The 24,436-nt window shown below is 63.4% G+C and carries 26 protein-coding genes; 19 read left to right on the top strand and 7 right to left on the bottom strand.

Annotated features, from left to right (window positions below; genetic code table 11):
* The first annotated feature begins 226 nt into the window (after positions 1-226).
* The 15 genes from Q1J79_RS16845 (at position 227) to arsB (ending at position 12,650) form a co-directional block, all read left to right on the top strand.
* Positions 227-643 (top strand): flagellar biosynthesis repressor FlbT, encoded by a 417-nt coding sequence (locus tag Q1J79_RS16845; protein WP_300302648.1) that lies wholly within the window; start codon positions 227-229, stop codon positions 641-643.
* On the top strand, positions 600-962 hold the full coding sequence (locus Q1J79_RS16840) for a flagellar biosynthesis regulator FlaF (protein WP_300302647.1): 363 nt from the start codon (positions 600-602) through the stop codon (positions 960-962). The genes Q1J79_RS16845 and Q1J79_RS16840 overlap by 44 nt, the downstream gene beginning before the upstream one ends.
* Positions 963-1,001: 39 nt before the next feature.
* Positions 1,002-3,224, top strand: coding sequence for a tetratricopeptide repeat protein (locus tag Q1J79_RS16835; RefSeq protein WP_300302646.1), 2,223 nt, complete (start codon positions 1,002-1,004; stop codon positions 3,222-3,224).
* A gap of 152 nt (positions 3,225-3,376) precedes the next feature.
* A complete protein-coding gene (locus Q1J79_RS16830; RefSeq protein ID WP_300302645.1) occupies positions 3,377-3,595 on the top strand; it encodes a hypothetical protein in 219 nt (72 codons plus the stop codon).
* Positions 3,596-3,611: 16 nt separating this feature from the next.
* A complete protein-coding gene (locus Q1J79_RS16825) occupies positions 3,612-3,935 on the top strand; it encodes a hypothetical protein (protein ID WP_300302644.1) in 324 nt (107 codons plus the stop codon).
* Between the two features lie 93 nt (positions 3,936-4,028).
* Complete coding sequence (locus Q1J79_RS16820; RefSeq protein WP_300302643.1) at positions 4,029-5,630, top strand: FAD-dependent oxidoreductase; 1,602 nt, start codon at positions 4,029-4,031, stop codon at positions 5,628-5,630.
* A gap of 89 nt (positions 5,631-5,719) precedes the next feature.
* On the top strand, positions 5,720-6,661 hold the full coding sequence (fabD, locus tag Q1J79_RS16815; protein ID WP_300302642.1) for an ACP S-malonyltransferase: 942 nt from the start codon (positions 5,720-5,722) through the stop codon (positions 6,659-6,661).
* A 31-nt stretch (positions 6,662-6,692) separates the two neighbouring features.
* Complete coding sequence (gene fabG / locus Q1J79_RS16810) at positions 6,693-7,433, top strand: 3-oxoacyl-[acyl-carrier-protein] reductase (RefSeq protein ID WP_300302641.1); 741 nt, start codon at positions 6,693-6,695, stop codon at positions 7,431-7,433.
* Positions 7,434-7,577: 144 nt separating this feature from the next.
* Complete coding sequence (locus tag Q1J79_RS16805; RefSeq protein WP_300302640.1) at positions 7,578-7,817, top strand: acyl carrier protein; 240 nt, start codon at positions 7,578-7,580, stop codon at positions 7,815-7,817.
* A 62-nt stretch (positions 7,818-7,879) separates the two neighbouring features.
* Positions 7,880-9,157, top strand: coding sequence for a beta-ketoacyl-ACP synthase II (fabF, locus tag Q1J79_RS16800; protein ID WP_300302639.1), 1,278 nt, complete (start codon positions 7,880-7,882; stop codon positions 9,155-9,157).
* A gap of 21 nt (positions 9,158-9,178) precedes the next feature.
* Complete coding sequence (gene mltG, locus Q1J79_RS16795; RefSeq protein ID WP_300302638.1) at positions 9,179-10,144, top strand: endolytic transglycosylase MltG; 966 nt, start codon at positions 9,179-9,181, stop codon at positions 10,142-10,144.
* 97 nt (positions 10,145-10,241) lie between these two features.
* On the top strand, positions 10,242-10,613 hold the full coding sequence (locus Q1J79_RS16790) for a helix-turn-helix transcriptional regulator (RefSeq protein WP_300302637.1): 372 nt from the start codon (positions 10,242-10,244) through the stop codon (positions 10,611-10,613).
* Entirely contained in the window at positions 10,582-11,052 is a 471-nt protein-coding gene (locus Q1J79_RS16785) for an ArsI/CadI family heavy metal resistance metalloenzyme (RefSeq protein WP_300302636.1), read from the top strand. Before Q1J79_RS16790 ends, Q1J79_RS16785 begins: the two co-directional genes overlap by 32 nt.
* Before the next feature lie 11 nt (positions 11,053-11,063).
* Positions 11,064-11,573, top strand: coding sequence for an arsenate reductase ArsC (locus tag Q1J79_RS16780; protein ID WP_300302635.1), 510 nt, complete (start codon positions 11,064-11,066; stop codon positions 11,571-11,573).
* Positions 11,574-11,624: 51 nt separating this feature from the next.
* Entirely contained in the window at positions 11,625-12,650 is a 1,026-nt protein-coding gene (arsB, locus tag Q1J79_RS16775) for an ACR3 family arsenite efflux transporter (protein ID WP_300302634.1), read from the top strand.
* Here the strand turns inward: arsB and Q1J79_RS16770 are convergent, their stop codons facing one another.
* The gene (locus Q1J79_RS16770) at positions 12,651-13,418 is read right to left on the bottom strand and encodes an SDR family oxidoreductase (RefSeq protein WP_300302633.1); all 768 of its coding nucleotides are present in this window, start codon (positions 13,416-13,418) and stop codon (positions 12,651-12,653) included.
* Positions 13,419-13,501: 83 nt separating this feature from the next.
* Here Q1J79_RS16770 and Q1J79_RS16765 point away from each other — a divergent pair, with 83 nt between their 5' ends.
* Together Q1J79_RS16765 and gmk are read left to right on the top strand one after the other, a co-directional pair.
* Positions 13,502-14,383 (top strand): YicC/YloC family endoribonuclease, encoded by an 882-nt coding sequence (locus Q1J79_RS16765; RefSeq protein ID WP_300302631.1) that lies wholly within the window; start codon positions 13,502-13,504, stop codon positions 14,381-14,383.
* Positions 14,373-15,041: a guanylate kinase gene (gene gmk / locus Q1J79_RS16760; protein WP_300302629.1), complete on the top strand. Its 669-nt coding sequence runs from the start codon at positions 14,373-14,375 to the stop codon at positions 15,039-15,041. The genes Q1J79_RS16765 and gmk overlap by 11 nt, the downstream gene beginning before the upstream one ends.
* A 12-nt stretch (positions 15,042-15,053) precedes the next feature.
* Here gmk and rsmA read toward each other — a convergent pair whose 3' ends face one another.
* The 6 genes from rsmA to lptF are packed head-to-tail and all read right to left on the bottom strand — an operon-like array spanning position 15,054 to position 22,470.
* Positions 15,054-15,881 carry a 16S rRNA (adenine(1518)-N(6)/adenine(1519)-N(6))-dimethyltransferase RsmA gene (rsmA, locus tag Q1J79_RS16755; RefSeq protein ID WP_300302627.1) on the bottom strand — a complete coding sequence of 276 codons (828 nt, stop codon included), beginning with the start codon at positions 15,879-15,881 and terminating at the stop codon, positions 15,054-15,056.
* Positions 15,874-16,905 carry a 4-hydroxythreonine-4-phosphate dehydrogenase PdxA gene (pdxA, locus tag Q1J79_RS16750; RefSeq protein WP_300302625.1) on the bottom strand — a complete coding sequence of 344 codons (1,032 nt, stop codon included), beginning with the start codon at positions 16,903-16,905 and terminating at the stop codon, positions 15,874-15,876. Before pdxA ends, rsmA begins: the two co-directional genes overlap by 8 nt.
* Positions 16,883-18,130, bottom strand: coding sequence for a peptidylprolyl isomerase (locus Q1J79_RS16745; protein ID WP_300302623.1), 1,248 nt, complete (start codon positions 18,128-18,130; stop codon positions 16,883-16,885). Before Q1J79_RS16745 ends, pdxA begins: the two co-directional genes overlap by 23 nt.
* 7 nt (positions 18,131-18,137) lie before the next feature.
* On the bottom strand, positions 18,138-20,273 hold the full coding sequence (locus tag Q1J79_RS16740) for an LPS assembly protein LptD (protein ID WP_300302621.1): 2,136 nt from the start codon (positions 20,271-20,273) through the stop codon (positions 18,138-18,140).
* Entirely contained in the window at positions 20,270-21,364 is a 1,095-nt protein-coding gene (gene lptG, locus Q1J79_RS16735; RefSeq protein ID WP_300302619.1) for an LPS export ABC transporter permease LptG, read from the bottom strand. The genes Q1J79_RS16740 and lptG overlap by 4 nt, the downstream gene beginning before the upstream one ends.
* The gene (gene lptF, locus Q1J79_RS16730; protein ID WP_300302617.1) at positions 21,364-22,470 is read right to left on the bottom strand and encodes an LPS export ABC transporter permease LptF; all 1,107 of its coding nucleotides are present in this window, start codon (positions 22,468-22,470) and stop codon (positions 21,364-21,366) included. Before lptF ends, lptG begins: the two co-directional genes overlap by 1 nt.
* Positions 22,471-22,645: 175 nt before the next feature.
* Between lptF and Q1J79_RS16725 the strand changes: the two genes are divergently transcribed.
* Entirely contained in the window at positions 22,646-24,148 is a 1,503-nt protein-coding gene (locus tag Q1J79_RS16725) for a leucyl aminopeptidase (protein WP_300302615.1), read from the top strand.
* A 10-nt stretch (positions 24,149-24,158) separates the two neighbouring features.
* Positions 24,159-24,436 (top strand): DNA polymerase III subunit chi (locus Q1J79_RS16720; protein ID WP_300302613.1); only part of this gene is annotated, 278 nt, incomplete at its 3' end.

The following is a 24,436-nucleotide window of genomic DNA, read 5'->3' as shown; positions in this document are numbered from 1 at the left end:
ATCCAGGCGCTGTCGATCGCCAACCAGCAGCCGAACACCCTGCTCAGCCTGTTCCGTTAATCGGCAGTCTGATCACCCAATCAGGAAAGGGGGCCGCAAGGCCCCCTTTTTCTTTTCGATTCAATACAAAGCCGCAGGATTCCTTGACGCGGGGTCGTAACAGGGCTAGCCCTGTTCCAGTCCGAAGCAATCAGGGAGGAAGGGGCCAGAATCCCCTTCCGCGCGCGTGCCGCTCATCATCACTCTTAAAGCCGGCGAGAAATTCATCCTCAATCGCGCCGTGTTGAGTCTGTCCAAGTCGGCCAGCATTATTATTGAAAACAAGGCTTCGTTTCTCCGTGAGAAACACATCATGAAGCCGGAGGATATCGATACGGTCGCGAAGGAAATCTATTATTTCTGCCAGCTGGCCTATCTCTGGGATGATAAATTCGACGAATATTATAAGCAGATTACAAAGCTCTGTTTGGAATTCGTTAAGGCTGCACCGAGTACCAATGCTCTAATTGCCAGTATTGGCGCGGCCTTGGCCCAGCGAGAGTATTTCCGCTTGCTCAAATTGGCGCGGCGCCTGATTGAAGTTGAGAGGAGACTGCTCGATGGCGGGAAAGAATCCGTACCTGACGGCGCAAAACACCCTTGAGTCGCCGCGGCAGCTTGAATATCGGCTGTTCTCCTCGGTAACCCGGGCTCTGATTGATGTCCGCCCGATCATGAACAGCGGCAACCCGGTCGATGTGGCCAAGGTTGCGGCGGCAATCGGCTGGAACAGGGACGTCTGGAATCACCTGATGCCGGAAGTGCTGGACGAGGCCAACACCCTCAACCGGGACACCAAGGTGTCCTTGATCAACATCTGTCTTTTCGTCAACAAACAGACCGACAAGATCACGCAGGGCCAGTCGAAAGACGTCGACTCGCTTATCCAGATCAACCGCAATATCATGGACGGCCTCCGGTAAGCTGTCCGGCGCAGCAAGCCACGCAGAGTGGTCTCCGGTATGGACTGGCGTAAAGCCCTGCATCTCGCCGTTGAACTGCATCAGGCCGGCAGGCTCGACAACGCAATACAGCTTTATCGCGTCGTGCTGCAGCAGCAGCCTGACAACGATGATGCGCTGCACCTGCTTGGCATGGCGCTTGAGCAGGCCGGACAGCCGCAGCAGGGCAAGGCTTTCGTCGAGCGGGCGATCATGCTCAATCCCGGCGCATCCACCTTTCGCAACAGCCTTGGAAACATCTTCAAGGCATTGCAGCAGCCGGATGCGGCGGCAGATGCGTATCGGCAGGCCCTGCAGATCGATCCCCGGAATGCCGAGGCCCATAACAACCTGGGCCTGATCGCTCAGGGACAGGAAGATTGGGAAGCCGCGCGGGCTCATTTCGGCGCGGCCTTGAATGCCGAGCCTGGTCTGGATGAGGCCGCGTTCAATCTGGCCGTTACCGACTGGCGGGCAGACCGGAGGGAGGCGGCACTTCCGGCTGTTGCGGATCTGCTGGGGCGTCGGCCTGATTACATCGCAAAGCTGTTCCACCTGGCGCGGGAAGAACTGGAACGGAAGGATCTTGCCGCCGCGGAAACGCTGATTCCGTTTCTGGAAAACAGAAGCTTGTCCGCGCTGGAGTGGCAGTATCTGCAGGGCGGGCTGGCGGAATTGCAGGGCGATCTTGAAGCCGCCGAGCGGAAATACCGCGCCGTCCTGGCCATCAATCCGGATTACCTCGATGGCCTGCGCCAGCTTGGCCGGGTTCTGATCGACCGGAAGGATCATAAATCGGCGATACCGGTGCTGGAACATGCACTGGCATTGCAGGCCGGAGAGAATCCGGCAACCGCCGTGCTGCTGGCCTGGGCCTATAACGGTGCCGGCAAGACCCAGCGGTCAGCCGACCTGTTTGAAAAGCTTCTTGCCAAACACCCGGACAATATTTCGCTGTGGACCGAATACGGCCAGACGTTATCGAAGCTCGAACGTCCGGCGGATGCGGGCGAGGCCTATCGCCGTGCGCTTGCGCTGTCGCCGGATGACGGAACCGCGGCCCAGATCCATGCCAATCTCGCCGGCACGGAAATTCGGCGCGACCGGCTGGATGCCGCGGAAGCCGCGTGTCGTCAGGCCCTGGCTCTCGATCCCGAAAGCCTGACCGGAACTGGCAATCTGGCGAATGTCCGCGAATTGCAGAAACGCTTCAATGAAGCCGAACAGCTGTATCGCGGCCTGTTGCAGAAGCATCCCGAAGACGCCAATACCCACAACAATCTGGGCATCATGCTGCTGCATCTCGGCCGCTATGCCGAAGCCTGGCCGCATTTCGCCTGGCGCGTTGGCAGCAGCGGCTGGACCACGCCGGATTCAAGCCGCGGCCTGCCGCTGTGGGATGGCAAATTTCCGCCGCCCGGACGGCTGCTGGTCTGGCGCGAGCAGGGCGTCGGCGATGAGATTCTGTTCTCCAGCCTGCTGCCGGAACTGCTGGCCGGCGGCGCAGACGTGGTTGTCGCCACCGAACGACGGCTGGTGCCATTGTTCAGTCGCTCCTTTCCCGGCATCACGGTTGTGCCGAATGAGGATCCGCTCGATATAGAAACGCTGCGGCTGGTCTGCCAGAGGCCTTTTGGTGACCTGGGTGCCATCCTGCGGCCGGACATAAACAGCTTCGGCCGGCATCCGGCCGCCTATCTGAAGGTCGACCACGCCCGCCGGGATGCGTTCCGTCAACGCTATGCCGCCTCGGGGCAGGTGCGGGTCGGCATATCCTGGAACAGCAACAACCGGCGTACCGGCAGCAGCAAATCCGTGGCGCTTGCCGACCTGGCGCCGTTCATGCGCGAATCCGATGCCGGGTTCATTTCGCTGCAATATGGCGATGCGGCGGCCGAGGCCGCGGGTTTCGCCCAGCAAAGCGGGCTGCCGCTGCTGCACGATGCGGAAGTCGACCCACTCAAGGACATCGATGCCCAGGCGGCCCAGATTGCCGCGCTGGACATAGTGGTGACGGTCAGCACGGCGGCTGCCCATCTGGCGGCGGCAATCGGCGTGCCGACCCTGCTGCTGCTGCCGGGCCCGCGGGGGCAATTGTGGTATTGGGGCGCCGATGGCGAACGGACGCCATGGTATCCTTGCGTCCGGATCTGCCGCGCCAATGCGGGGGAGACTGTGGCAGCGCTGGTCAATCGTGCCCTGGTCGTTTTCCGGGGCATGCGGAACAGCCTGGCGGAGCGATAGACCAAGTCTCTGCGGCTCTATGGCTGGCTTTCCGACTGGAATAATCAGATTATAATTCCATCTGTCCGCGCTGTTTACGTTCGTTAAACCATAATATGCGAAGAGAATGGCGGATATATAAAACCGATTCGCAACACGAAGGGGGCTAGCCCATGGCGATGACGGAAGAAGAGCAGAGCAAGGTTACCCGTGAGTCGTTCGTTGCGACCTGGGAGGCCCTGGTGAATGGCGGCATCAGCCGTGAAGTCGTGGCTGCCATCGCCATGAGCATGGCGCTTGCAGAACTGACCTCGCTGTTCGGCAAGGCGGTTACGGCCCACGGCCTGGAAAAGCTTCCGGATACGATCCGCTCCGGCGCCTTCGACAAGTAAGCCCCATCAATCGGGCATGAAAAAAGCCGGCCTTATGGCCGGCTTTTTTTGTGCCGATGCGGCAATGATGCCAAACCGGGCATCAGACCTTGATGTCGACCTGCTTGCCGGTGCTGGCCGAGGTGGGCGAAGACGCGACCGGGGCCGGGGCGGTGATCTGCTTGATATTCTCAAGACCGGCCGCCACGGCACTGAGCACGGCAAGCTGCTGATCGCGCGCGACCTTCAGTCCGACGAAATACAGTTGCTGCTTAACGCCCGATACGGCTTCCACGCCATGCCCCTGAAATATTGTAAACAAAAATTTAGCCTATCCGGCGGGCTGGACCAAGGGGATTGAGCGGAAAAAACGCCGCGAAAACCTTGGCGGAAGGCGGTCGGGCGGTTAAATTGGTTTCATATGTAACCAAAAGAACCTCCAGGGAGGGGACGGATGGCTGCTTCCTTCGCCTATCCGCAATTCGGCTACAAGCCACCCCGGGTGCCGGCCGACGGCACCGAACGGTGCCGCGTGGCAATTGTCGGTGGCGGCCCCGTGGGGCTGAGTGCAGCCCTTGACCTGGCTGCTCATGGCATCGGCTGCGTCCTGCTGGATGAGGAAGACAGCGTCTCGGTCGGCAGCCGCGCCATCTGCTATGCCAAACGCACGCTGGAAATCTGGGACCGCCTCGGCGTCGGCCAGCGCATGCTCGACAAGGGCGTGACCTGGCAGATCGGCAAGGTGTTCCATGGTCCGCACCAGCGCTACAGCTTCGACCTGCTGCCCGAAAGCGGGCATCAATTCCCAGCCTTCATCAACCTGCAGCAATATTATGCCGAACTCTATCTGGTGGAGGCCGCGCGCGAGCAGCCGCTGATCGACCTGCGCTGGAAGCATCGCGTGTCCGATGCCGTGCCAGGGAATGATCCCGGCAACGGTGGCGTGCGTCTCAGTGTCGAGACGCCCGATGGCGGCTATACCCTGGTGGCCGATTACGTGCTGGCAGCCGATGGCGCGCGGTCCACCATGCGGCGCAAGCTGGGGCTGGATTTCCGCGGCCAGGTATTCGAGGACCGCTTCCTGATTGCCGACGTGCACATGAAGGCCAATTTTCCGTCGGAACGCTGGTTCTGGTTCGATCCGCCATTCCATGCCGGCGGCTCGGCCCTGCTGCACAAGCAGCCCGACGATGTCTGGCGCATCGACCTGCAGCTCGGCTGGCAGGCCGATCCGGAAGCCGAACGCCAGCCGGAGAAGGTGATTCCGCGTCTCAAGGCCATGCTGGGCGATGATGTGCAATTCGACCTCGACTGGGTCAGCGTCTACACCTTCCAGTGCCGCCGTCTCGACCGCTTCCGCCATGGCCGTGTGATCTTCATCGGCGATGCCGCGCATCAGGTCTCGCCCTTCGGCGCGCGCGGCGCCAATTCCGGCGTACAGGATGCTGACAACCTGGTGTGGAAGCTGGCGCATGTGCTGAACGGCGAGGCGCCGGACATTTTGCTGGACACCTATGACAGCGAGCGCGTCGCGGCCGCTGACGAGAATATCCTCAACTCCACCCGCAGCACCGATTTCATCGTGCCGAAATCGGCTACCGCGAAAGCGTTGCGCGATGCCGTGCTGGATCTCGCCGCCGATCACGCCTTCGCGCGGCGGCTGGTCAATTCCGGCCGCCTGTCATTACCCACGGCCTATTGCGACACGCCGCTGTCCACCCCGGATCGCGATGCCTTTGCCGGCGGGCCTGCGCCGGGTGCGCCGGCGCTGGACGCGCCGCTGAACGGGCAGGAATGGCTGCTCCACCGCTGCGCCGGCGGCGGATTCACCCTGCTGGTTTTTGGCGCGGAAAACCCGGCATTGCCAGATGAGTTACGGAGCAAGCTGACTGTCGTGAACCTGCCGGCCGAAGGCGTGGCGGCACAGCGTTATGCCGCGAGGCCGGGAACGGCTTATCTGCTACGCCCGGACCAGCATATCGCGGCGCGCTGGCGGCAACCGACAACTGACGGCATATCAAAGGCTTATCGTAAAGCCCTGGCCCTGGCGGCCTGACTCCGACGCTTGACAGGGCGGGGCCGGCGCTTATGACTGGCGCGGCATTTCCGCCGCGTTCCGGCATTACCGCTATCGGGAGTCAGATTATGAGCCGTGCGTTCCTGTTTCCGGGTCAGGGCAGTCAGGCCGTTGGCATGGGCAAGGAGCTGGCCGAGGCCTTCGCCACCGCCCGGCATCTGTTCCAGGAAGTTGATGACGCGCTGTCGCAGAAACTCTCGGGACTGATGTTCGAGGGGCCTGAGGCCGATCTGACCCTGACCGAGAATGCGCAGCCGGCCCTGATGGCCGTCAGCCTGGCGGTGGTGCGGGTGGCGGAAAAGGATTTCGGCGTCGATCTGGCTGCCAAGGGCGCCTTCGCCGCCGGTCATTCGCTGGGCGAATACTCCGCGCTCTGTGCCATGGGGGCGCTGTCGGTGCCCGACACCGCCCGTCTGCTGAAGCTGCGCGGCCAGTCGATGCAGAAGGCCGTGCCGGTGGGCGAGGGCGCCATGGCCGCCCTGCTGGGTGCCGAGCTTGATCTGGCGCAGCAGGTGGTGACCGAGGCCGCGCAAGGCGAGATAGTTGGTTGCGCCAACGACAATGGCGGCGGCCAGGTGGTGATCTCGGGCAAGAAAAGCGCGGTCGAGCGTGCCATCGAAGTCGCCAAGGGCAAGGGCGTGAAGCGCGCCATGCTGCTGCCGGTCAGCGCGCCGTTCCATTGCGCCATGATGCAGCCGGCGGCCGATGCCATGGCCGACGCCCTGGGCAAGGTTACGCTCAACGCGCCGCGACTGCCTATCGTCTCGAACGTTACCGCCAAGGGCGAGTCCAACCCGGACGACATCAAGAAACTGCTGGTACAGCAGGTAACCGGCCTGGTGCGCTGGCGCGAAAGCGTGTTGTGGCTGAAGGAGCAGGGCGTCGGCCGGGTGGTCGAACTCGGCTCCGGCAAGGTGCTGGCTGGCCTCGTGAAACGGATCGACAAGGAAATCGAGCCGCTCAGTGTCGGTCTGCCGGCCGAACTGGAAGCCTGGGCCAAAAGCCTCTGATACTGACGAATTCCTCTTGGGAGACTGACCGATGTTTGACCTGACCGGCAAATTCGCCCTCGTCACCGGTGCCACCGGCGGCATCGGCGGCGCCATTGCCGCCGCCCTGCATGCCCAGGGTGCCACGGTCGGCTTGTCTGGCACGCGCGAAGCCGTGCTGCAGGAGGTCGCCGCCAGGCTGGGCAGCCGCGTCCATGTGCTGCCGTGCAATCTGGGTGAGCCAGAGGCCGTCAATGCGCTGGTCGGCCAGGCCGAGGCGGCGATGGGGCAGGTGGATATCTTGGTCAACAATGCCGGTATCACCCGCGACGGACTGGCCATGCGCATGAAGGACGAGGACTGGCAGGCCGTGCTGGACGTCAACCTGACGGCGGCCTTCCGTCTCGCCCGGGCCAGCCTCAAGGGCATGATGAAGCGCCGCTGGGGCCGCATCATCAGCATCACCTCGGTGGTGGGGGCGACCGGCAATCCGGGCCAGCTCAATTATGCCGCCGCCAAGGCCGGCCTGACCGGCATGACCAAGTCGCTGGCCCAGGAAGTGGCTTCCCGCAACATCACCGCGAACTGCGTCGCCCCAGGATTCATCCAGACCGCGATGACCGATGTGCTGACCGATCAGCAGAAGGAAATGATTTCCCAGAAGATTCCGGCCGGCCGACTCGGCCAGAGCCCGGAAATCGCCGCCGCAGTGGTTTATCTGGCCTCGGAGGAAGCTGCCTACGTGACCGGACAGACCTTGCATGTTAACGGCGGTATGGCCATGATTTCCTAAGGAAATCCAGCGCCGAATCACCCTGTTCCGGGGCTCCGGAACAGCTTGGAAGCGCGGGGTTTCTATGCTAAGGGAGGCCCCCATCTGCCGGCTGCTGCCGCTTCAGGCGCGGTGCAGGCAGCCACAACCACAAGGATTTAGGAAATGAGCGACATTGCTGAGCGCGTGAAGAAGATCGTCGTCGAGCACCTGGGCGTCGAAGAAGAGAAGGTCACCGAGAGCGCGAGCTTCATCGATGATCTGGGCGCCGACAGCTTGGACACGGTTGAGCTGGTGATGGCGTTCGAAGAAGAATTCGGCGTTGAGATCCCCGACGATGCCGCCGAGAAGATCCTGACCGTCAAGGACGCGATCGACTTCATCAAGGAGCGCTCGGCGTCGTAAGCCCCGGCTGACGCCGCCGCCGCGTTCCCCATTTCCGTTTATTCGTTTCGAAAGGTTCAGCCATGCGTCGTGTCGTCGTCACCGGCCTCGGCCTGGTAACGCCGCTCGCTTGCGGCGTTGAAGCGACTTGGACCCGGTTGATCAACGGTGAGTCCGGCCTCGGCAAGATCACCCGTTTCGACGCCTCCGATTTGCCGGCCCGTATTGCCGGCCAGGTGCCGTTGAAAGCGGATTTCCCTGATCGTGCCGATGCCTTCGATCCCGACGAATGGATGGAAGCCAAGGATCGCAAGCGCGTTGACGATTTCATCGTCTTCGGCATGGCGGCGGCGAAGCAGGCCGTCAAGGATTCCGGCTGGGTGCCAGCCGATGAGGAACAGCGCTGCCGCACCGGCGTGCTGATCGGCTCCGGCATTGGTGGCCTGAACGGTATTGAGGAAGCCGCCATTCTCCTCAAGGAGAAGGGGCCGCGCCGCATCAGCCCGTTCTTCGTGCCGGGCCGGCTGATTAACCTGGTGTCGGGCCACGTCTCCATCGAATATGGCTTCAAAGGCCCGAACCATGCGGTGGTGACCGCCTGCTCGACCGGCGCGCATGCCATCGGTGATGCCGCACGGCTGATCATGTGGGACGATGCCGACGTGATGGTGGCCGGCGGTGCCGAAGCGACCATCGGCCCGCTCGGGATGGCCGGTTTCTGTGCCTCTCGCGCGCTTTCCACCGGCTTCAACGACAATCCGACCGCCGGTTCGCGCCCCTGGGACAAGGGCCGCGATGGTTTCGTGATGGGCGAGGGCGCTGGCATCGTCGTGCTCGAGGAACTCGAGCATGCCAAGCGTCGTGGCGCCAAGATTTATGCCGAAGTGGTCGGTTATGGCCTGTCGGGCGATGCCTACCACATCACCGCGCCGCATGAGAGCGGCGATGGCGCCTTCCGTTGCATGCAGATGGCGCTGAAGCGGGCCGGCATGCAGCCCTCCGAGATCGATTACGTCAACGCGCATGGCACCTCGACGCCGCTGGGCGACGAGATCGAACTCGGCGCGGTGAAGCGTGTGTTCGGCAATGCCATGGGCAGCCTGTCGATGTCGTCGACCAAGTCGTCGATCGGCCACCTGCTCGGCGCGGCCGGCGCGGTGGAAGCGATCTTCTCGACCCTGGCGATCAAGACCGGCATCGTGCCACCGACGCTGAACCTGGACGATCCCAGCGATGTCGCCGTCGGCCTCGATCTGGTGCCGCACAAGGCGAAGCAGCGCGAGGTGCGTGCGGCGTTGTCGAATTCCTTCGGGTTCGGCGGCACCAATGCCTCGCTGGTGCTGAAGCGCTACGACGCTTAATTCCAAACGATGAAGCGGCTCATGCGCACGCTGTTGGCGGTCCTGCTGGCGGCGGCGCTGGTCTGCGCCGGTGGCTATGTCTGGTTCCAGTCCTGGCTCGATGCCCCGGGTCCGGCGCAGCGCGAAACCGTTGTGCTTATCCAGCGCGGCAGCAGCGTTGCCGGTATTGCCCAGCGCCTGGCCGAGGCCGGTGTGGTCGATCGCGCCCGCCTGCTGGAGCTGGCGGCCTGGCAGACCGGCCTGTCGGCTGTGCTGAAGGCGGGCGAATATCAGTTTGCTCCGGCTGAGAGCCCGCGCGCCGTGCTGGAGCAGATTGCTACCGGCCGGGTGCTGGTGCGCCGCCTGACCATCCCGGAAGGCCAGACCAGCGCCGAAATCCGGCGGATGGTCGAGGCGGCCGAGGCCATGAGCGGCAACTGGCCGGCCGGGCCGGTTCCGGAGGGCAGCCTGCTGCCCGAGACCTATCACTATGTGTATGGCGACAGCCGGGCCGATCTGGTGGCGCGCATGCGCAAGGCCCGGGACGAACTGCTGGCGGAGTTGTGGGGCAGGCGGGCGTCGGGCCTGTTGCTGGCAGAACCCGCCCAGGCCGTGATCCTGGCCTCCATCGTGGAGGCGGAAACCCCACTGGCGGCCGAGCGGCCTCGGGTCGCCGGGGTTTATCTGAACCGCCTGAAACGTGGCATGCGGCTGCAGGCCGATCCCACAGTGGCCTACGGCATCACCCGTGGCGAAGCAGGGCTGGACCGGCCACTCAGCCGCGACGACCTTGCCCGCCCGAGCCCCTGGAACACCTATACCAGCGACGGCCTGCCACCCACGCCGATCAACCATCCCGGCCGCGCCAGCCTCGCCGCTGCGCTGCAGCCGGAAAGCCATGACTTCCTGTTCTTTGTGGCCGACGGGAAGGGTGGCCATGTCTTTGCCCAGACGTACGAGCAGCATCTGCGCAACGTCGCCGCCTATCGCGCCAGCCAGCGGCGCTGAGCCGCCTTTCCAATAATACGATTTTCTTCAAAATATCGTTGACTCCAGTGGAGCGCAGTTTATACTTCGACATTATTCGTAATGTCGGAGCGTGGACATGGAAACCAAACCCGCCATTGCCGCCCTCGGCGCGCTGGCTCATGAAAACCGGCTGGCGGCTTATCGCCTGCTGGTGCAGCAGGGTCCGGCCGGTCTGCCGGCCGGCATGCTGGCCGAGCGGCTCGGGATCGTGCCCTCGTCGCTTACCTTCCACCTGCAGCAGTTGCTGCATGCCGGCCTGATCACCCAGCGCCGCGTCGGGCGTCAGCTGTTTTACGCCGCCGATTTCGCGGCGGTGAACGACCTCGTCGCCTTCCTCACCGAAAACTGCTGCGGCGGGGCGACGACTTGCGCGCCGGTCTGCCAGCCATCCGTTTCCCTTGCCAAGGAGCCATCCGATGAAGCGCCTGCACGTCAACGTCGCGGTTGAGAACCTGGACGAATCGATCCGGTTCTATTCGGCCCTGTTCGCCGTTGAGCCGACGGTGCGCAAACCCGATTACGCCAAATGGATGCTGGACGATCCGCGGGTGAATTTCGCCATCGCGGCGCGTGGCACCAAGATCGGCATCGACCATCTGGGAATCCAGGTGGAGGACGAAGCCGAATTGCAGGAGGTCTATGCCCGCCTGAAGCAGGCCGATGCCCCGGTGCTGGAGCAGGGGCGCGTCACCTGCTGCTATGCCGAGTCCGAAAAAAGCTGGATCAGCGATCCCCAGGGCATCGCCTGGGAAACGTTCCTGACACATGGCGAGAGTACTGTTTATGGCGGCGACGACACTGCGGCAAAAGCGGGTAGCGAAGGCGCCTGCTGCGCCGCGCGACCGTCGAAGCCAGTTGTCAAAGCTGCGGCATCCTGTTGCGCCTGAAGGAGCGATCCATGTCTGACCGTGTTTACAACGTTCTGTTCCTGTGCACCGGTAATTCGGCGCGCAGCATCCTGGCCGAAGCGATCATGAACGAGATGGGCAAGGGCCGCTTCCGCGCCTTCAGTGCCGGCAGCATGCCGAAGGGCCAGGTGCATCCGGCGGCGCTCGACCTGCTAAAGCAGTCCGGCCACCCCATCGACGGCTTGCGCTCAAAATCCTGGGACGAATTCGCTGAAGCGGGGGCGCCGAAAATGGATTTCGTGTTTACCGTCTGCGACAATGCGGCCAATGAAGTCTGCCCGATCTGGCCGGGCCAGCCGATGACGGCCCATTGGGGCCTGCCCGATCCGGCCGCTGTTGAAAGCAGCGAGACCGAGCAGCGTCTGGCCTTTGCCGACACCTATCGCATGCTGCGCAACCGCATCGGCATCTTCGTCAGCCTGCCGATCAAGGCGCTGGACGAGATGACCCTGCAGAAGCGGGTCGACGATATCGGCCGCTCGATGGCCGAAGCGTCGTAAGCCATCATGTCGGCAGCATCGGAGGCGGCCGGAACTCCGGCAAAACCCGCCATGACCAGCTTTGAGCGCTACCTCACGCTCTGGGTGGCCCTGTGCATCGTCGTCGGCATCGCCATAGGCCATTGGCTGCCCGGTCCGGTGCAGGCCATCGGCGTCATGGAAATCGCGCAGGTCAACCTGCCGGTGGCCGTGCTGATCTGGCTGATGGTCATTCCGATGCTGCTGAAAATCGATTTCGCAGCATTAGGCCAGGTGAAACAGCATTGGCGCGGCATCGGCGTCACGCTGTTCATCAACTGGGCGGTGAAGCCGTTTTCCATGGCGTTGCTGGGCTGGCTGTTCATCGGCTGGCTGTTCCGTTCCTGGCTGCCGGCCGGGCAGATCGAGTCCTACATCGCCGGCCTGATCCTGCTGGCCGCCGCGCCCTGTACGGCGATGGTGTTCGTATGGAGCAACCTGACCCGCGGCGAGCCGCATTTCACCCTGAGCCAAGTGGCCCTGAACGACGCGATCATGGTGGTGGCCTTCGCGCCGATCGTCGGGCTGCTGCTCGGGCTGTCTTCCATCGTGGTGCCGTGGCAGACCCTGCTGCTGTCGGTGGTGCTCTATATCGTCGTGCCGGTAGCGCTGGCGCAGATCTGGCGCGGCAGGATCCTGGCCACAGGCGGCGAGGCGGCATTGCAGGCTATGCTGCGCCGCCTGGGGCCGCTGTCGCTCATCGCGCTGCTCAGCACGCTGGTGCTGTTATTCGCCTTCCAGGGCGGCCAGATCCTGGCGCAGCCGCTGGTGATCGCGCTGCTGGCCGTGCCGATCCTGATCCAGGTCTATTTCAATGCCGGCCTGGCCTACTGGCTCAACCGCCGCTTTGGCGTGGCCCATTGCGTGGCCGGCCCTTCTGCCCTGATCGGCGCCAGCAATTTCTTCGAGCTGGCGGTGGCGGCCGCGATCAGCTTGTTCGGCTTCCAGTCGGGTGCCGCGCTGGCCACTGTGGTCGGCGTGCTGATCGAGGTGCCGGTCATGCTGTCGGTCGTGCATATCGTCAACGCCAGCAAGGACTGGTACGAACGCCGTGCCTGATCAGTCCTTGGCTGGCGCGCGGCGCAGCAGCCAATCCAGCCCGCGATAGGGCAGCAGGCCCAACACCCGCATGATGGCCAGCATCGGCCAGGGGAAAGCGATCCTGCCGCGATTCCGGATCAGTCCGGCGCGGATAATGCGGGCGGCCCTGTCGGCATCCATCAGGAAGGGCATCGGGAATCTGTTGCGCGCCGTCATCCGCGAGGTAACGAAGCCCGGGCAGATCGCGGAAACCTTCACGCCTTCCGGCGCCAGCCGGCCACGCAGTTCCTCGGCATAGGCGCGGGCAAAATGCTTGGATGAGGAATAGGGCACCGCGCCGGGCATGGCGAGGAAGCCGGCCAGCGATGCGACGATCGCGATTTGGCCCGAACGCTGGCGCACCATGATCGGTATGGCGGGATTCACGGTGTTCAGCACGCCATCAATATTCACGCTGGTGATGCTGCGGACATAGCCGTCGAAATCGTCCCAGCTTTTGAAGCCGCCGGAAACCCCGGCATTGGCGATCACCAGATCCAGGCGCGCGGCCTTGGCAACGCGCTGGATGAAATCCTGCATGGCAACCGCGTCGGTAACGGGGACGGTTTCGGCAATCACCGTCGCGCCACGGCTGCGGCAATGGCCGGCCACGATGGCCAGCCGGTCGGCATCCCGGCCGGTCAGGGCCAGCAGGATGCCGGGCGCGGCATAGAGTTCGGCCAGGGCCGCTCCGATCCCGCTGGACGCCCCGGTGATGATGATCCCGGAAAGCGGTGTTTCGTCCATGGCTTAGCCTCGACCCTCTGGCGGTTTCCCACTATAGTGCCGCGCACCGTAGCACCTCCGGGGGAATCGTGTCGCTTGTCAGCATGACCGGTTTCGCGCGCGTCGACGGACGCGCCGCGAACAAGAGCTGGATCTGGGAACTCAAGTCGGTGAATGGCCGCGGGCTGGAGCTGCGGTTTCGCCTGCCGCCCGGATTCGACGGCATGGAGGCCGAGCTGCGCAGCCAGGCCCAGGCAAAGCTGGTGCGCGGCAACGTGACCCTGAACCTGCAATTCGCCGAAAACGCCGATGCGCCAGCGCCGGCCTATCGCCTGAACGAGGCGCTGCTGGACCAGCTGCTGGCGCTGGGCACGAAACTCGAGTCGCGCGGCATCGGCGCGCCGCGACTGGATGGCCTGCTGGCGGTGCGTGGTGTGGTCGAGCCTCTGGGCAGCATCGAGACCGAGGAAAGCCGGGCCATCCTGGAAAAGGCCCTGAAGGAAAGTTTTGCGTCCGCCCTGGAGCGCCTGGTGCAGAGCCGTACCGCCGAGGGCGGCAAGCTGGCGGTCGTGCTGGGCGGCCTGCTGGACGAGATTGTCAGCCTGACGGGCCGCGCCGCCGATGTGGAAGCCGTGCGCCCCGAGGCGCTGCGTCGCCGTTTGCGCCAGCAGCTGGACGATCTGCTGGCCCAGCAGCCGCCGGTCAGCGAAGAGCGTCTGGCCCAGGAACTCGCCCTGCAGATCACCCGACTGGATATCCGCGAGGAACTGGATCGCCTCAAAGCCCATATCGAGACGACGCGTGGCCTGATCCGGGCCGGCGACGGGCGCGGCGTGGGCCGCAAACTCGATTTCCTGGCGCAGGAATTCAACCGCGAAGCCAACACGCTCTGCTCCAAGGCCTTCGACGCCGGGCTCACCGCTATCGGCCTCGACCTCAAGCTGGTGATCGACCGGCTGCGCGAGCAGGCCCAGAATGTCGAGTGACACCACCATGACCGGCGCAGCCCCTTCGATCACCATTGCCCGTCGCGGCCTGATGCTGGTGCTGTCCTCGCCGTCCGGCGCGGGCAAGACGACGATCTCGCGCCGCCTGCTGGAAACCGACCCCGAGCTGCATCTTTCGGTTTCGGTCACCACCCGCACCCGTCGGCCGGGGGAGGTGGATGGCGTGCATTACCAGTTCATCGACAGTGAGAGCTTCGGCCTGATGGTGAACCGTCAGGAGCTGCTCGAGCATGCCAAGGTGTTCGATTATTACTACGGCACGCCGAAGGAGCAGGTCGAAAAACGGCTGGCTTCCGGGCAGGACATCCTGTTCGACATCGACTGGCAGGGCACCCAGCAGCTGCGCCAGCGCGCCCGCGACGATCTCGTCAGCGTTTTCATCCTGCCGCCATCGACGCGCGACCTGGAGAAACGCCTCAAAACGCGGGCGCAGGATTCGGCGGACGTTGTCGCCAAGCGCATGTCCAAGGCCGCCGACGAAATCAGCCACTGGGCAGAATACGACTACATCGTGATCAACGATGATGTGGAACGCTGCCTGGCGCAGGTGCATGCCATTCTGCGCGCCGAGCGGCTGAAGCGGCACCGTGGCGTGGGACTGGTGGATTTCGTCAAGCAGCTGCGCGAAGGGCGCTGATCGGGCGGCTGCTTAAAGCAGCCTCGCCAATGCGCAGAATTCCTCGATGGAAAGCGTTTCGGCGCGGCGGGTCGGATCGATCCCGGCCATATGCAATTTCGCATCGGCATCAGGCCAGAGCGGCTTCAGCGCGGCGCGCAGCATCTTGCGGCGCTGGTTGAAGGCGGCCGCGGTCACGCGCTCCAGCTTGGCTGGTTCAGCCTCGGCCAGCGGCTTGGCGCGCGGCTGCAGTTCCACCAGCGTGGAGGTCACCTTGGGTGGCGGCACAAAGGCTTTTGGCCCGATGTCAAACAGCATCCGCACCTCGCAGCGCCATTGCGCGGCGACGGCCAGGCGGCCATAGGTTTTGCCGCCGGGCTTTGCCGCCAGTCGCTCGGCCACTTCCTTCTGCACCAGCACGGTGATGCGGGCGAAATGATCGGCCTGCGCCACCCAGCTCAAAATCAGCGGCGTGGCGATGTTGTAAGGCAGGTTGGCGACCACCTGCCAGGGTGGCGGCGCCAGGGTGGCGAAATCCGTTTCCAGTGCGTCGCCGGAATGCAGCTGCAACCTCCCGTCCGCAGCAGCCGCCAGATCCTGCAGGGCAGCCAGGCAGCGCTCGTCGCGCTCAACCGCGAACACGCGGGGCGCGCCTTCCAGCAGCAGCGCGCGCGTCAGGCCGCCGGGGCCCGGGCCGATCTCGATGACCGCGCCGGCTGCCCATGGCATGGCAGCGCGGGCAATCTTGCGCGTCAGATTCAGATCGAGCAGAAAATTCTGCCCAAGTGCTTTCCGCGCGGCCAGATCATGCCGCGCGATCACCTCGCGCAGCGGCGGCAACGCCTCGATCGGGTCAGACATGGCGACGATTGGCGGCCATGGCGGCGGCCATGCGCAGCGCAGCAATCAGGCTGTCCGGCCGTGCGATTCCCTTGCCGGCGATGTCGAAGGCGGTGCCATGGTCGGGTGACGTGCGGATGATTGGCAGGCCGAGCGTGACATTGACGGCGCGGTCGAAATCCAGCGTCTTGATGGGGATCAGGGCCTGATCGTGATACATGCAGATCGCAGCGTCGTAGCCGGCGCGCGCTTCGGCATGAAACATGGTGTCGGGCGGCAGCGGTCCGCGTGCGTCGATGCCCTCGGCCTGTAATTGCGCAACGGCGGGGGCAACAATGGCGGCATCCTCGCTGCCCATGCTGCCGGATTCTCCGGCGTGAGGATTGAGCCCGGCCACCGCCAGTCGGGGGCGCGCGATGCCGAACTTCTCGCGCAGGTCAGTCGCGGTAATCCGTCCCGTCTCGATGATCAGGTCCGGCGTCAGCTGATCGATTGCCAGGCGCAGGGAGACATGGATCGTGACGGGCACGACGCGCAGCCGGTCTGAAGCCAGCATCATGACAGGTCGCGGCGTTTCGCATAATGCGGCCAGGAACTCGGTATGCCCCGGGTGGGGGAAGCCGGCATCGTAAAGCGCGGCCTTGTGAATCGGGTTGGTCACGACGGCACCGGCTTCACCCCTGCGGCAGAGGGCTGTCGCCAGCTCGATGGCATGCAAAACGGCCGGGGCGTTGCGGCGGTCCGGAATCCCGGGTTGAGGCAGAGCCGGCAAGGGCACCGGCAGAACCGGCAAAGCCCGGCCGAATATGGAGACGGCTTCGGCCGGCATCTCGATAATATGTAACGGTATGGTCCAGCCATGCCGAACAGCGAGCGCCCGGAGACGCGCCGGATCGTCAAGCAGCAGGAAGGGCGGCAAGGCCTCTTCATGGCGGCGCAGCCATGCCAACAGGGCGATTTCCCCGCCGATGCCGGCGGGTTCTCCCATGGTCAGGGCAAGGGGGAGGACAGGATGACCTGCGTCAGCGGAATTCGATTGTGGCATCGCGGCGCAATTCGCGAATATAGCGCTGCGCCAACAATTCGGCGCGGCGCACCATGATACTCTGGCGAACCTGATTACGATTGATGCCGGTTGCCTCTTCACGTGCGCACAAGGTGAAAACATGAACCGAACGCGGGGTAGAGACCGGCTGTGAGCTTTCGTTCACTTTCAGGGGCTCAATCGCCTGACGGAACGCCTCCGGCATATCCCCCAGGCGCAAGGTACCCAGGCTGCCAGAGCCCGGCGCCTTAATTTGCTCGGCGGCGGTTTCGACATCCTCGCAGCTGCGGATCGCGGCACGGGCCTGTTGGGCTCGGGCCATGGCATCCTGCATATCGGCATTGCTGGCGTTTTGCGGCAGGGGCACCAGAAGCTGCTTGAGGGTCACCTTGGTATCTTCTATCCCCGGCATGGAAATCCGGCGCCGGTCGCGCAGCAGGATGATCTGGTAGCCACCGACTGTGCGGATCGGCTCGGAGATATCGCCCTTGTTCATTCTGGCGATAACGGTCTCGACCTCATCTGACAATGTGCCGCGCTGGATCCAGCCGACCTCACCGCCATTGGCGGCAGTCGTGCCACGGCTGAATTGCCTGGCCAGGGCAGGGAAGGGGGCGCCATTGCGCAGCTGTTCGATGATCCGCTGTGCGGTCTGGCGCTGCGGTTCTTCCTGATCCGGGCTGTCAACCGGCACAAGAATTTCGGCGATCAGGTCTTCGGTTTGGCCGGCGCTGCTTTTGAGTTTGGCGATCGCCTCGTCGATTTCCTGGTCTGTGACCGTCGTTGTCGCATTCAGGCGTCCGCGGATCATGCGTGACCATGTCAGCTCGGTGCGGATCTGATTGATGATGGCAGCCGGATCGATGCCGGAGCGTTCTGCAAATTCCTCGAAGCGGCCGGCCGGGATATTCATCTGCCGTTCCACCATGGCGACGGCGCTGTCGACGTCCTGTTGATTGACGGTGATGCCGCGACGTTTCGCTTCCTGCATCTGCAGCCGTTCATCAACCAGGGATCGCAGGGCCTGATCACGCACGGCGCGACGAATTTCCGGATTATCCGGCATGCGGGTGGTCGCCATGATGATGCGCGCGCGTTCGTTGATGTCACGCAGGGAGATCACCTCGTCATTGACCAGGGCGACAATGCGCTGCAGATCCTGAGCCTGCAGCGCGGTGCCGCTCAGTCCGACGAGAAGTGCGATGATGGCGATCAGGCGATGCATGGGCAGCTCAGTTGAAAGTCGCGATCCGGAAGCGGACGCCGATCGTTGTTGTCGGCTGGATATCGCGGTTTACGGTAAAGGTCCGCTCCGCGAACAGAATGATATCGAAGCATTCGTCAGTATAGCGCAGGCCGCCAAAATTGAGCAAAGCACCGCCGCCTTCGCCGAGATCACGTGTGTGACGGAACTCGGCGGCCCAGTATTTGGTCAGCTGCGCGCGCAGCGTCCCGCTGACCGCCTCCTGCTCGCCAGTATCCTTCAGGAAATTAGAATCAGCAAGTTTGGCATACGAAAGGGAGACGTAATTCGTGCTGGTCCCGAGTGTTGTGCCGATTTCGTGACGCTGAACCGTGAGGTCGCTGTTCTGGGCAAGTCGGACGCGGTCAACGATGCTGATGTAACGGCCGGGGGAGACTGTCAGGCGGGCCACATAATCGGAGAGTTGATCGTCAAGCCCTGATGAGGCGGCGAAGGTGTCATCGGTCTTGGCGCGCAGGGACTGGCCGGCAAGCAGCTCGATATAACCACCGTTGTTACCATACAGCGCTGTACGGACTCCGTAGTTCAGCTTGGGCCCGCCATCCCACCGGTCATAACCCGGAAAACGGTTCAGGCTGAAAAGATTGGTCTCATCGAACTCGAAGCTGAGCGAATCCTCGTTGGGTATGCTGCTGCGGTTGCCGCCATAGGGCGTGATCACGCCCATAACGATGGGCTCGATAAGCTGGCGCGTCGTCTGGGTATCCCGGACCAGGGGGTAGCGCCAGTCAAGCGCAACTGCGGGAATGACGCGGCCGGTTACGTTCGATCCGTCGCTGTCGATTGTGGCGCCAAGCGCCTCATTGGCGTTGTTGGCCCAGTATCCATCGCCCCTCAGCATGGCGGTGGCCGTGAAAACCTCGCCACTCGGCGCGAAGTAAGGCTGGGACCACGACACTGTTGTCGACAGGCGCCGCGTATCATTGCCTTCGTTACGCTGCAAAGACACCATGTTGGCATCGACAGCCCAGCGTCCTCCGCGGTCGCCGGGCTCGAAAATGGCAGAGTAATCCATCAATGGGGCGACGATGGGGACCGAGCCGTTGCGCACGGTCGAGCGCAGGTTCTGGAACGAGAAGCCGTTTATCGAGGCGAAATGGCGGTTGTTGATCGCTTCGGCATACACCCTGCTGGTCAGGGTATTGCTTGAGGGCTGGTTCGCAACGCTGTAGCGGCTGAGATAGGTATCGTCGGATGACCGCAGGATATTGGCGCCCCAGGTCACGTCGTCACTGGCGCGGAAGGCCATATTGGAGCGGAAGTGTCCGCGGATATCGCCGGAACTGTCTTCGTCAGTGATGCTGCCGTCGAAGTTCATTTCGCCCGTGGCAGTACGTTTGCGGTATTCGCCGGTCAGGTGCCCCCCCTGCTTGGTGGCATACTGGGGGGTTATCGTCATATCGCTGGTGTCATCAATGACGAAATAATATGGCAGTTGAATGCGCTGCCCGAAAAATCCGTTACTGCTGTAGCTTGGCGGCAATATGCCGCTGCGACGGTTTACCGTCGGATCCGGATGGCTGAAATACGGCGTATAGAGGACCGGGATGCCGAACATTTCGAGGACGGCATTGCGATATGTGATCTCCTGCGCGGTCTCGTCATGTTCAATACGCTCACCCTTCATCTGCCATAGCGGCGCGCGGGTGCGGTCCTGCTCGCAAAGGCTGCAGGTGGTATAAACGGCTTTGCGCAGGATCGTGCGGTTGCCGTCCCGGCGCTCTCCTGAAACGGCCGCGCCGCGCGAATTATCGGACAGAAGCATGGCCGCATCGCGAATGAAGCCATTCCGCATGCCGGCGAACAATTCCATGTAATCGGCAAACAGAACGGTGCCGTTTGCCTCCATAAGGGAGACATTGCCGCTGGCTGTTACCTTGTCATCCCGTTCGCTGTAGCTGACCATGTCGGCAAGCAGCGTGCGGCCGCCCTGCACCAGTTCGACTTTTCCCTCTGCCGTGACGATGCCAAGGGATTGGTCGTATTTCAGGGTGTCTGCGGTCACCAGTACTGGCGGATCGGCCTGCGCGCGGGCCGAAGCCGAGGCGAGCAGCAGCAGTCCGGCCAGAATCGCGCGGGACAGATGGCTGTATATTCCAGTCATCCGTCCTCCAGATGGAAAAGCAAAGAAACGCCCAGCAGGACGAACACAACAGCAGGAGCCCAGGCGGCCAGAAGAACAGGCAGGGTGCCGTTCAGGCCGAATGGCTGCATCAGCTCGACGCTTAAGTACAGGAGGAAGCCGGCGCCGACGCCACCGGCAAGCATGATGCCGATGCCGCCGCGCCGCGTCAGGCGCAGGCTGAAGCTCGCTGCAATGAGCAGCATCGCGCAAAGCAGAGCGGGCGAGGCGAGCAGGCTGTAGTAATGCAGGCGGTGTTTGACCGCTGAGAAGCCGGCGCCTTCAAGCGTGGCGATGAAGGACGGCAATTCCCAGAATGATACGGTATTCGGAGAGGCGAAGCTTTCCTGAATGCGGTCAAATGTAAGGGTTGTGGGAACCCGAAGCCGGGCGTGTCGTTCCGCGGCCTTGTCGGGGTAACTCACGACGGCATCCTGCAGAAGCCATGAGTTATCCTGAAGCAAAGCCACGGAAGCATCGATCCGTTTTATGAATATATCCTTGCCTTCATAATAAAACAGAATTGCATCGCGTAATTCGATGCCTTGCTGCGCCACCCGCAGGGCATGGACGACGATCTGGCCGGATGCGTCCGCCTCCCGCAACCACAAGCCGCCGGAGGATACCGCCAGCATGCTGCTGCGGCCGCGCATGACCTTGGCCTCGACCGACTCATAGCGGGCCAGCATGGCAGCGCTCAAGGGATTGTAGACCGTGACCAGAAAAGTGCCGAGCAGCAGGGCCAGCGCAATGCCGGGAAACAGGAACTGCCAGACTGAAACCCCGGCGGCCCGGCTGACGGTGAGCTCCTGCGATCGCGTCAGGCGGCTGAGCGCCAGCATACTGCCGAACAAGACGGCGAAAGGAAACAGCTTGGTCATCAATGTCGGCAATTTGAGCAGCGACATCTGCAGGACCAGGTCCAGCGTGGCATCGACCCTGCCGCTGGCACGCCGCAGCAATTCGACGGTATCAAAACTGTAGGCCAGAACCGCCAGCACGATCAGCACGGTCAATATGCCGAGCAGGAACTGCCGGCCGAAATACAGCGAGAGCGTGACGGATGATCGCATTATGCCGCTCGCAGTCCGGTGCGGAGACTCGGTTCGCGCAGCATGAAAATGGCGGTCACCAGGAATAGAAGCGGGGTGATATAGAGCAGTGGGATCAGGATGGATGATTTCGTTGCCAGGTGGGCAACGCCAAGGCTCAGAATCTGTAGAACAATGGCGATCCCCCCGCCTATGATCAGCCGCTGTCCCTGGCCACGACGACTGAATTCGCCGCCGATCACGCTGGCAATCGCAATCAGGATCAGGGCCGGCGCATATAACGGCGTGACCAGCCGGCGGTGACCTTCAACGATCAGCTTGTTGTAGTTGTTCACATCGTCCGGATCTCGCATGTTCGGCTGGAACAACTCATGCAGGTAGCGCTCAGACGGTTCGCGCCAGCTCTGGCCTTCCTTCTGCGAATAGGAATTCAGGTCCAGGCTGTAATTGTCGAAATACAGCAGTGACAGCGATTTCCGTTCCGGGTCGATCTGCTGACGGTTGCCGTTCACCATGTAAAGCCGCGGGCCCTGCGGGGTGCGCAGCAGCGTGGCTTTTTCGGCCATCATGGTGATCGGCTGCTCACCATTGCGGATGTCGTGCACCAGCACGCCAAGCATGTCGCCGTTGGGGTCGCGTTCGCGCACATAGACGGTCAGCTTGTCGGTCGGCGTGTTGAATACCCCTTCCAGGATCGCCATGCCGGCCAGGTCGTTGCGGAATTCATATTGCGTGGCGCGCAGGGTGCGTGAGCCCAGCGGCATCAGGTAGAGCGTGATGGCATACATGAGGACCATCGCGATCAGCGAGATGTAGATGGCCGGCCGCGCCAGGGCGAGCCGGCTGAATCCGGTCGAGGACAGCACCACAACCTCGGAATCGCTGGCCAGCCGGTGAAAGGCGTAGAGGGTGGCGCAGAAGGCCGCGATCGGCAGGATGATCGCGACGATGCTCGGCAGGACCAGCAGGGTCAGGTACAAGAAATCGAGAAAAGCCAGGTTGTTGTTGACGATGCGGTCGATGAATCGCAGCGCCTGGGTTAGCCAGATCACCCCGGTCAGGGTGAGGGTGGCGAAAACCAGCGGCCAGGCGATCTGGCGCATGATGTAAAGGGTAACCCCGCGCATGGCGGGCAGTATACCCATTCCGCCCCCGCTCGCCACAGCCGCGAAATGAAAAGAAGGACTTGGTTCGTAACGAAGAATCGGCGATTCGCCGGGCTGGCGCCAATTGATCCGCAGTCGGCCCGGCCGCTATAGTGCCGGGTCGGATTACCCGCTTTTCCAGCCGGATCGGAGCGTCATGAAAATCGATATTGTTGAAGCCAAATCCCCGAAGCGCGGCAGCCTGGTTGTGGTGGTTGGCGAGGGGGGGCATCTGGGCGGCTTCGGCCTGCGCGCCGACAAGGCGCTGGGTGGCGCCCTGACCCGGGCCATGAAGGCCGCGCCGCGGTTTACCGGCGCCAAGGGGCAGTGGCTGGAAGTCGTCAGCCCCGGCGGTGGCCTGTCGCGGGTTCTGCTGGCGGGGTTGGGCAAGGCCCCCGAGATCAAGGCCGCGGCCTATGAGGCGCTAGGCGGCGAGGCGGTGCGCCGGCTGGCTGTGTCGGGCGAAACCGAGCTGTCGATTGCCGCCGAGGTGCTGAAAGCCACGGTGCTGCCGGGCGCGGAAGCCGCCGCCCGCGCCGCCCTGGGAGCCCGGCTGGGCGGGTACCGGTTCGATAAATACCGTACCAAGCTGAAGGACAGGGAAAAACCATCCCTTAAGGTTGTGTCCGTGCTCAGCGAAGCGGTGCCGGCAGCCAGGAAGCTCTATCAGCCGCTCGACAGGCTGGCCGATGGCGTGACGCTCACCCGCAACCTGGTGACCGAGCCGGCCAATGTGATCTATCCGGCCAGCCTGGCCGCCGAATGCCGCAAGCTGGCCAAGCTCGGTGTCAGGGTCGAGGTGCTGGGCGAACGCGAGATGAAGAAGCTCGGCATGGGCGCGCTGCTGGGCGTCGGCCAGGGCTCCGACCGTGAATCGCACCTGGTCGTCATGCAGTGGAATGGCGGCAAGAAGGGCGCCAAGCCGGTGTCCTTCGTCGGCAAGGGCGTGTGCTTCGATACCGGCGGCATCTCGATCAAGCCGGCCGCCGGCATGGAAGAGATGAAATGGGACATGGGCGGCGCCGGCGCGGTGATCGGCGCCATGGCCGCCATTGCCGGCCGGAAAGCCAAGGCCAATGTCGTCGGCGTGGTGGCGCTGGTGGAGAACATGCCGTCCGGCACGGCGCAGCGGCCGGGCGACATCGTCACGTCCATGTCGGGGCAGACCATCGAGGTGCTGAACACCGACGCGGAAGGCCGCCTGATCCTGTGCGACGCCATGTGGTACACCCAGCAGCGTTTCAAGCCGCAGCTGATGGTCGATCTCGCCACCCTGACCGGCGCGATCATCATCTCGCTCGGCCATGAGCATGCCGGCCTGTTCTCGAACAACGACAGGCTGGCCGAGCAGCTCAGCAATGCCGGCAAGGCCGAGGACGAGCTGCTGTGGCGCCTGCCGCTTTCTGAGGCCTATGACGAGGGCCTGAAGTCGCCCATCGCCGACATGCAGAACATCGCAGGTCCCGGCTTCGGCGCCGGCTCGATCACCGCGGCGCAGTTCCTGCAGCGTTTCGTGGTCGAGAAAACCCCCTGGGCGCATCTCGACATCGCCGGCACCGCCTGGAGCAAAAAGGACAAGCCGACCGTGCCCAAGGGCGCGACCGGCTTTGGCGTGCGCGTGCTGAACCGCCTGGTGGCGGATTACTACGAAGACAAGTAATCCAAGCCAGATGGCCGAGCTGCTGTTCTACCATCTGACCCGGCGGCGCCTGGAACAGGTGCTGCCGGAGCTGCTGGAGAAAACGCTGCAGCGCGGCTGGCGCGCCGTGGTGAAGGGCGGCTCGGAGGAGCGCATCCAGCAGCTCAACGGCGACCTGTGGACCTATGGCCGGGGCAGCTTCCTGCCCCATGGTGTGAAGGCCGACGGCTTTCCCGACAAGCAGCCGGTCTATCTGACCACCGAGGACGAACGCCCCAACAACGCCGACGTGCTGTTCCTGGTCGACGG

The organism is Ferrovibrio sp. (assembly GCF_029255545.1).
In the GTDB taxonomy this organism is placed as follows: domain Bacteria; phylum Pseudomonadota; class Alphaproteobacteria; order Ferrovibrionales; family Ferrovibrionaceae; genus Ferrovibrio.
Note: the sequence above shows the minus strand (reverse complement) of the source record. Positions and strands in the feature narration are given on the sequence as shown.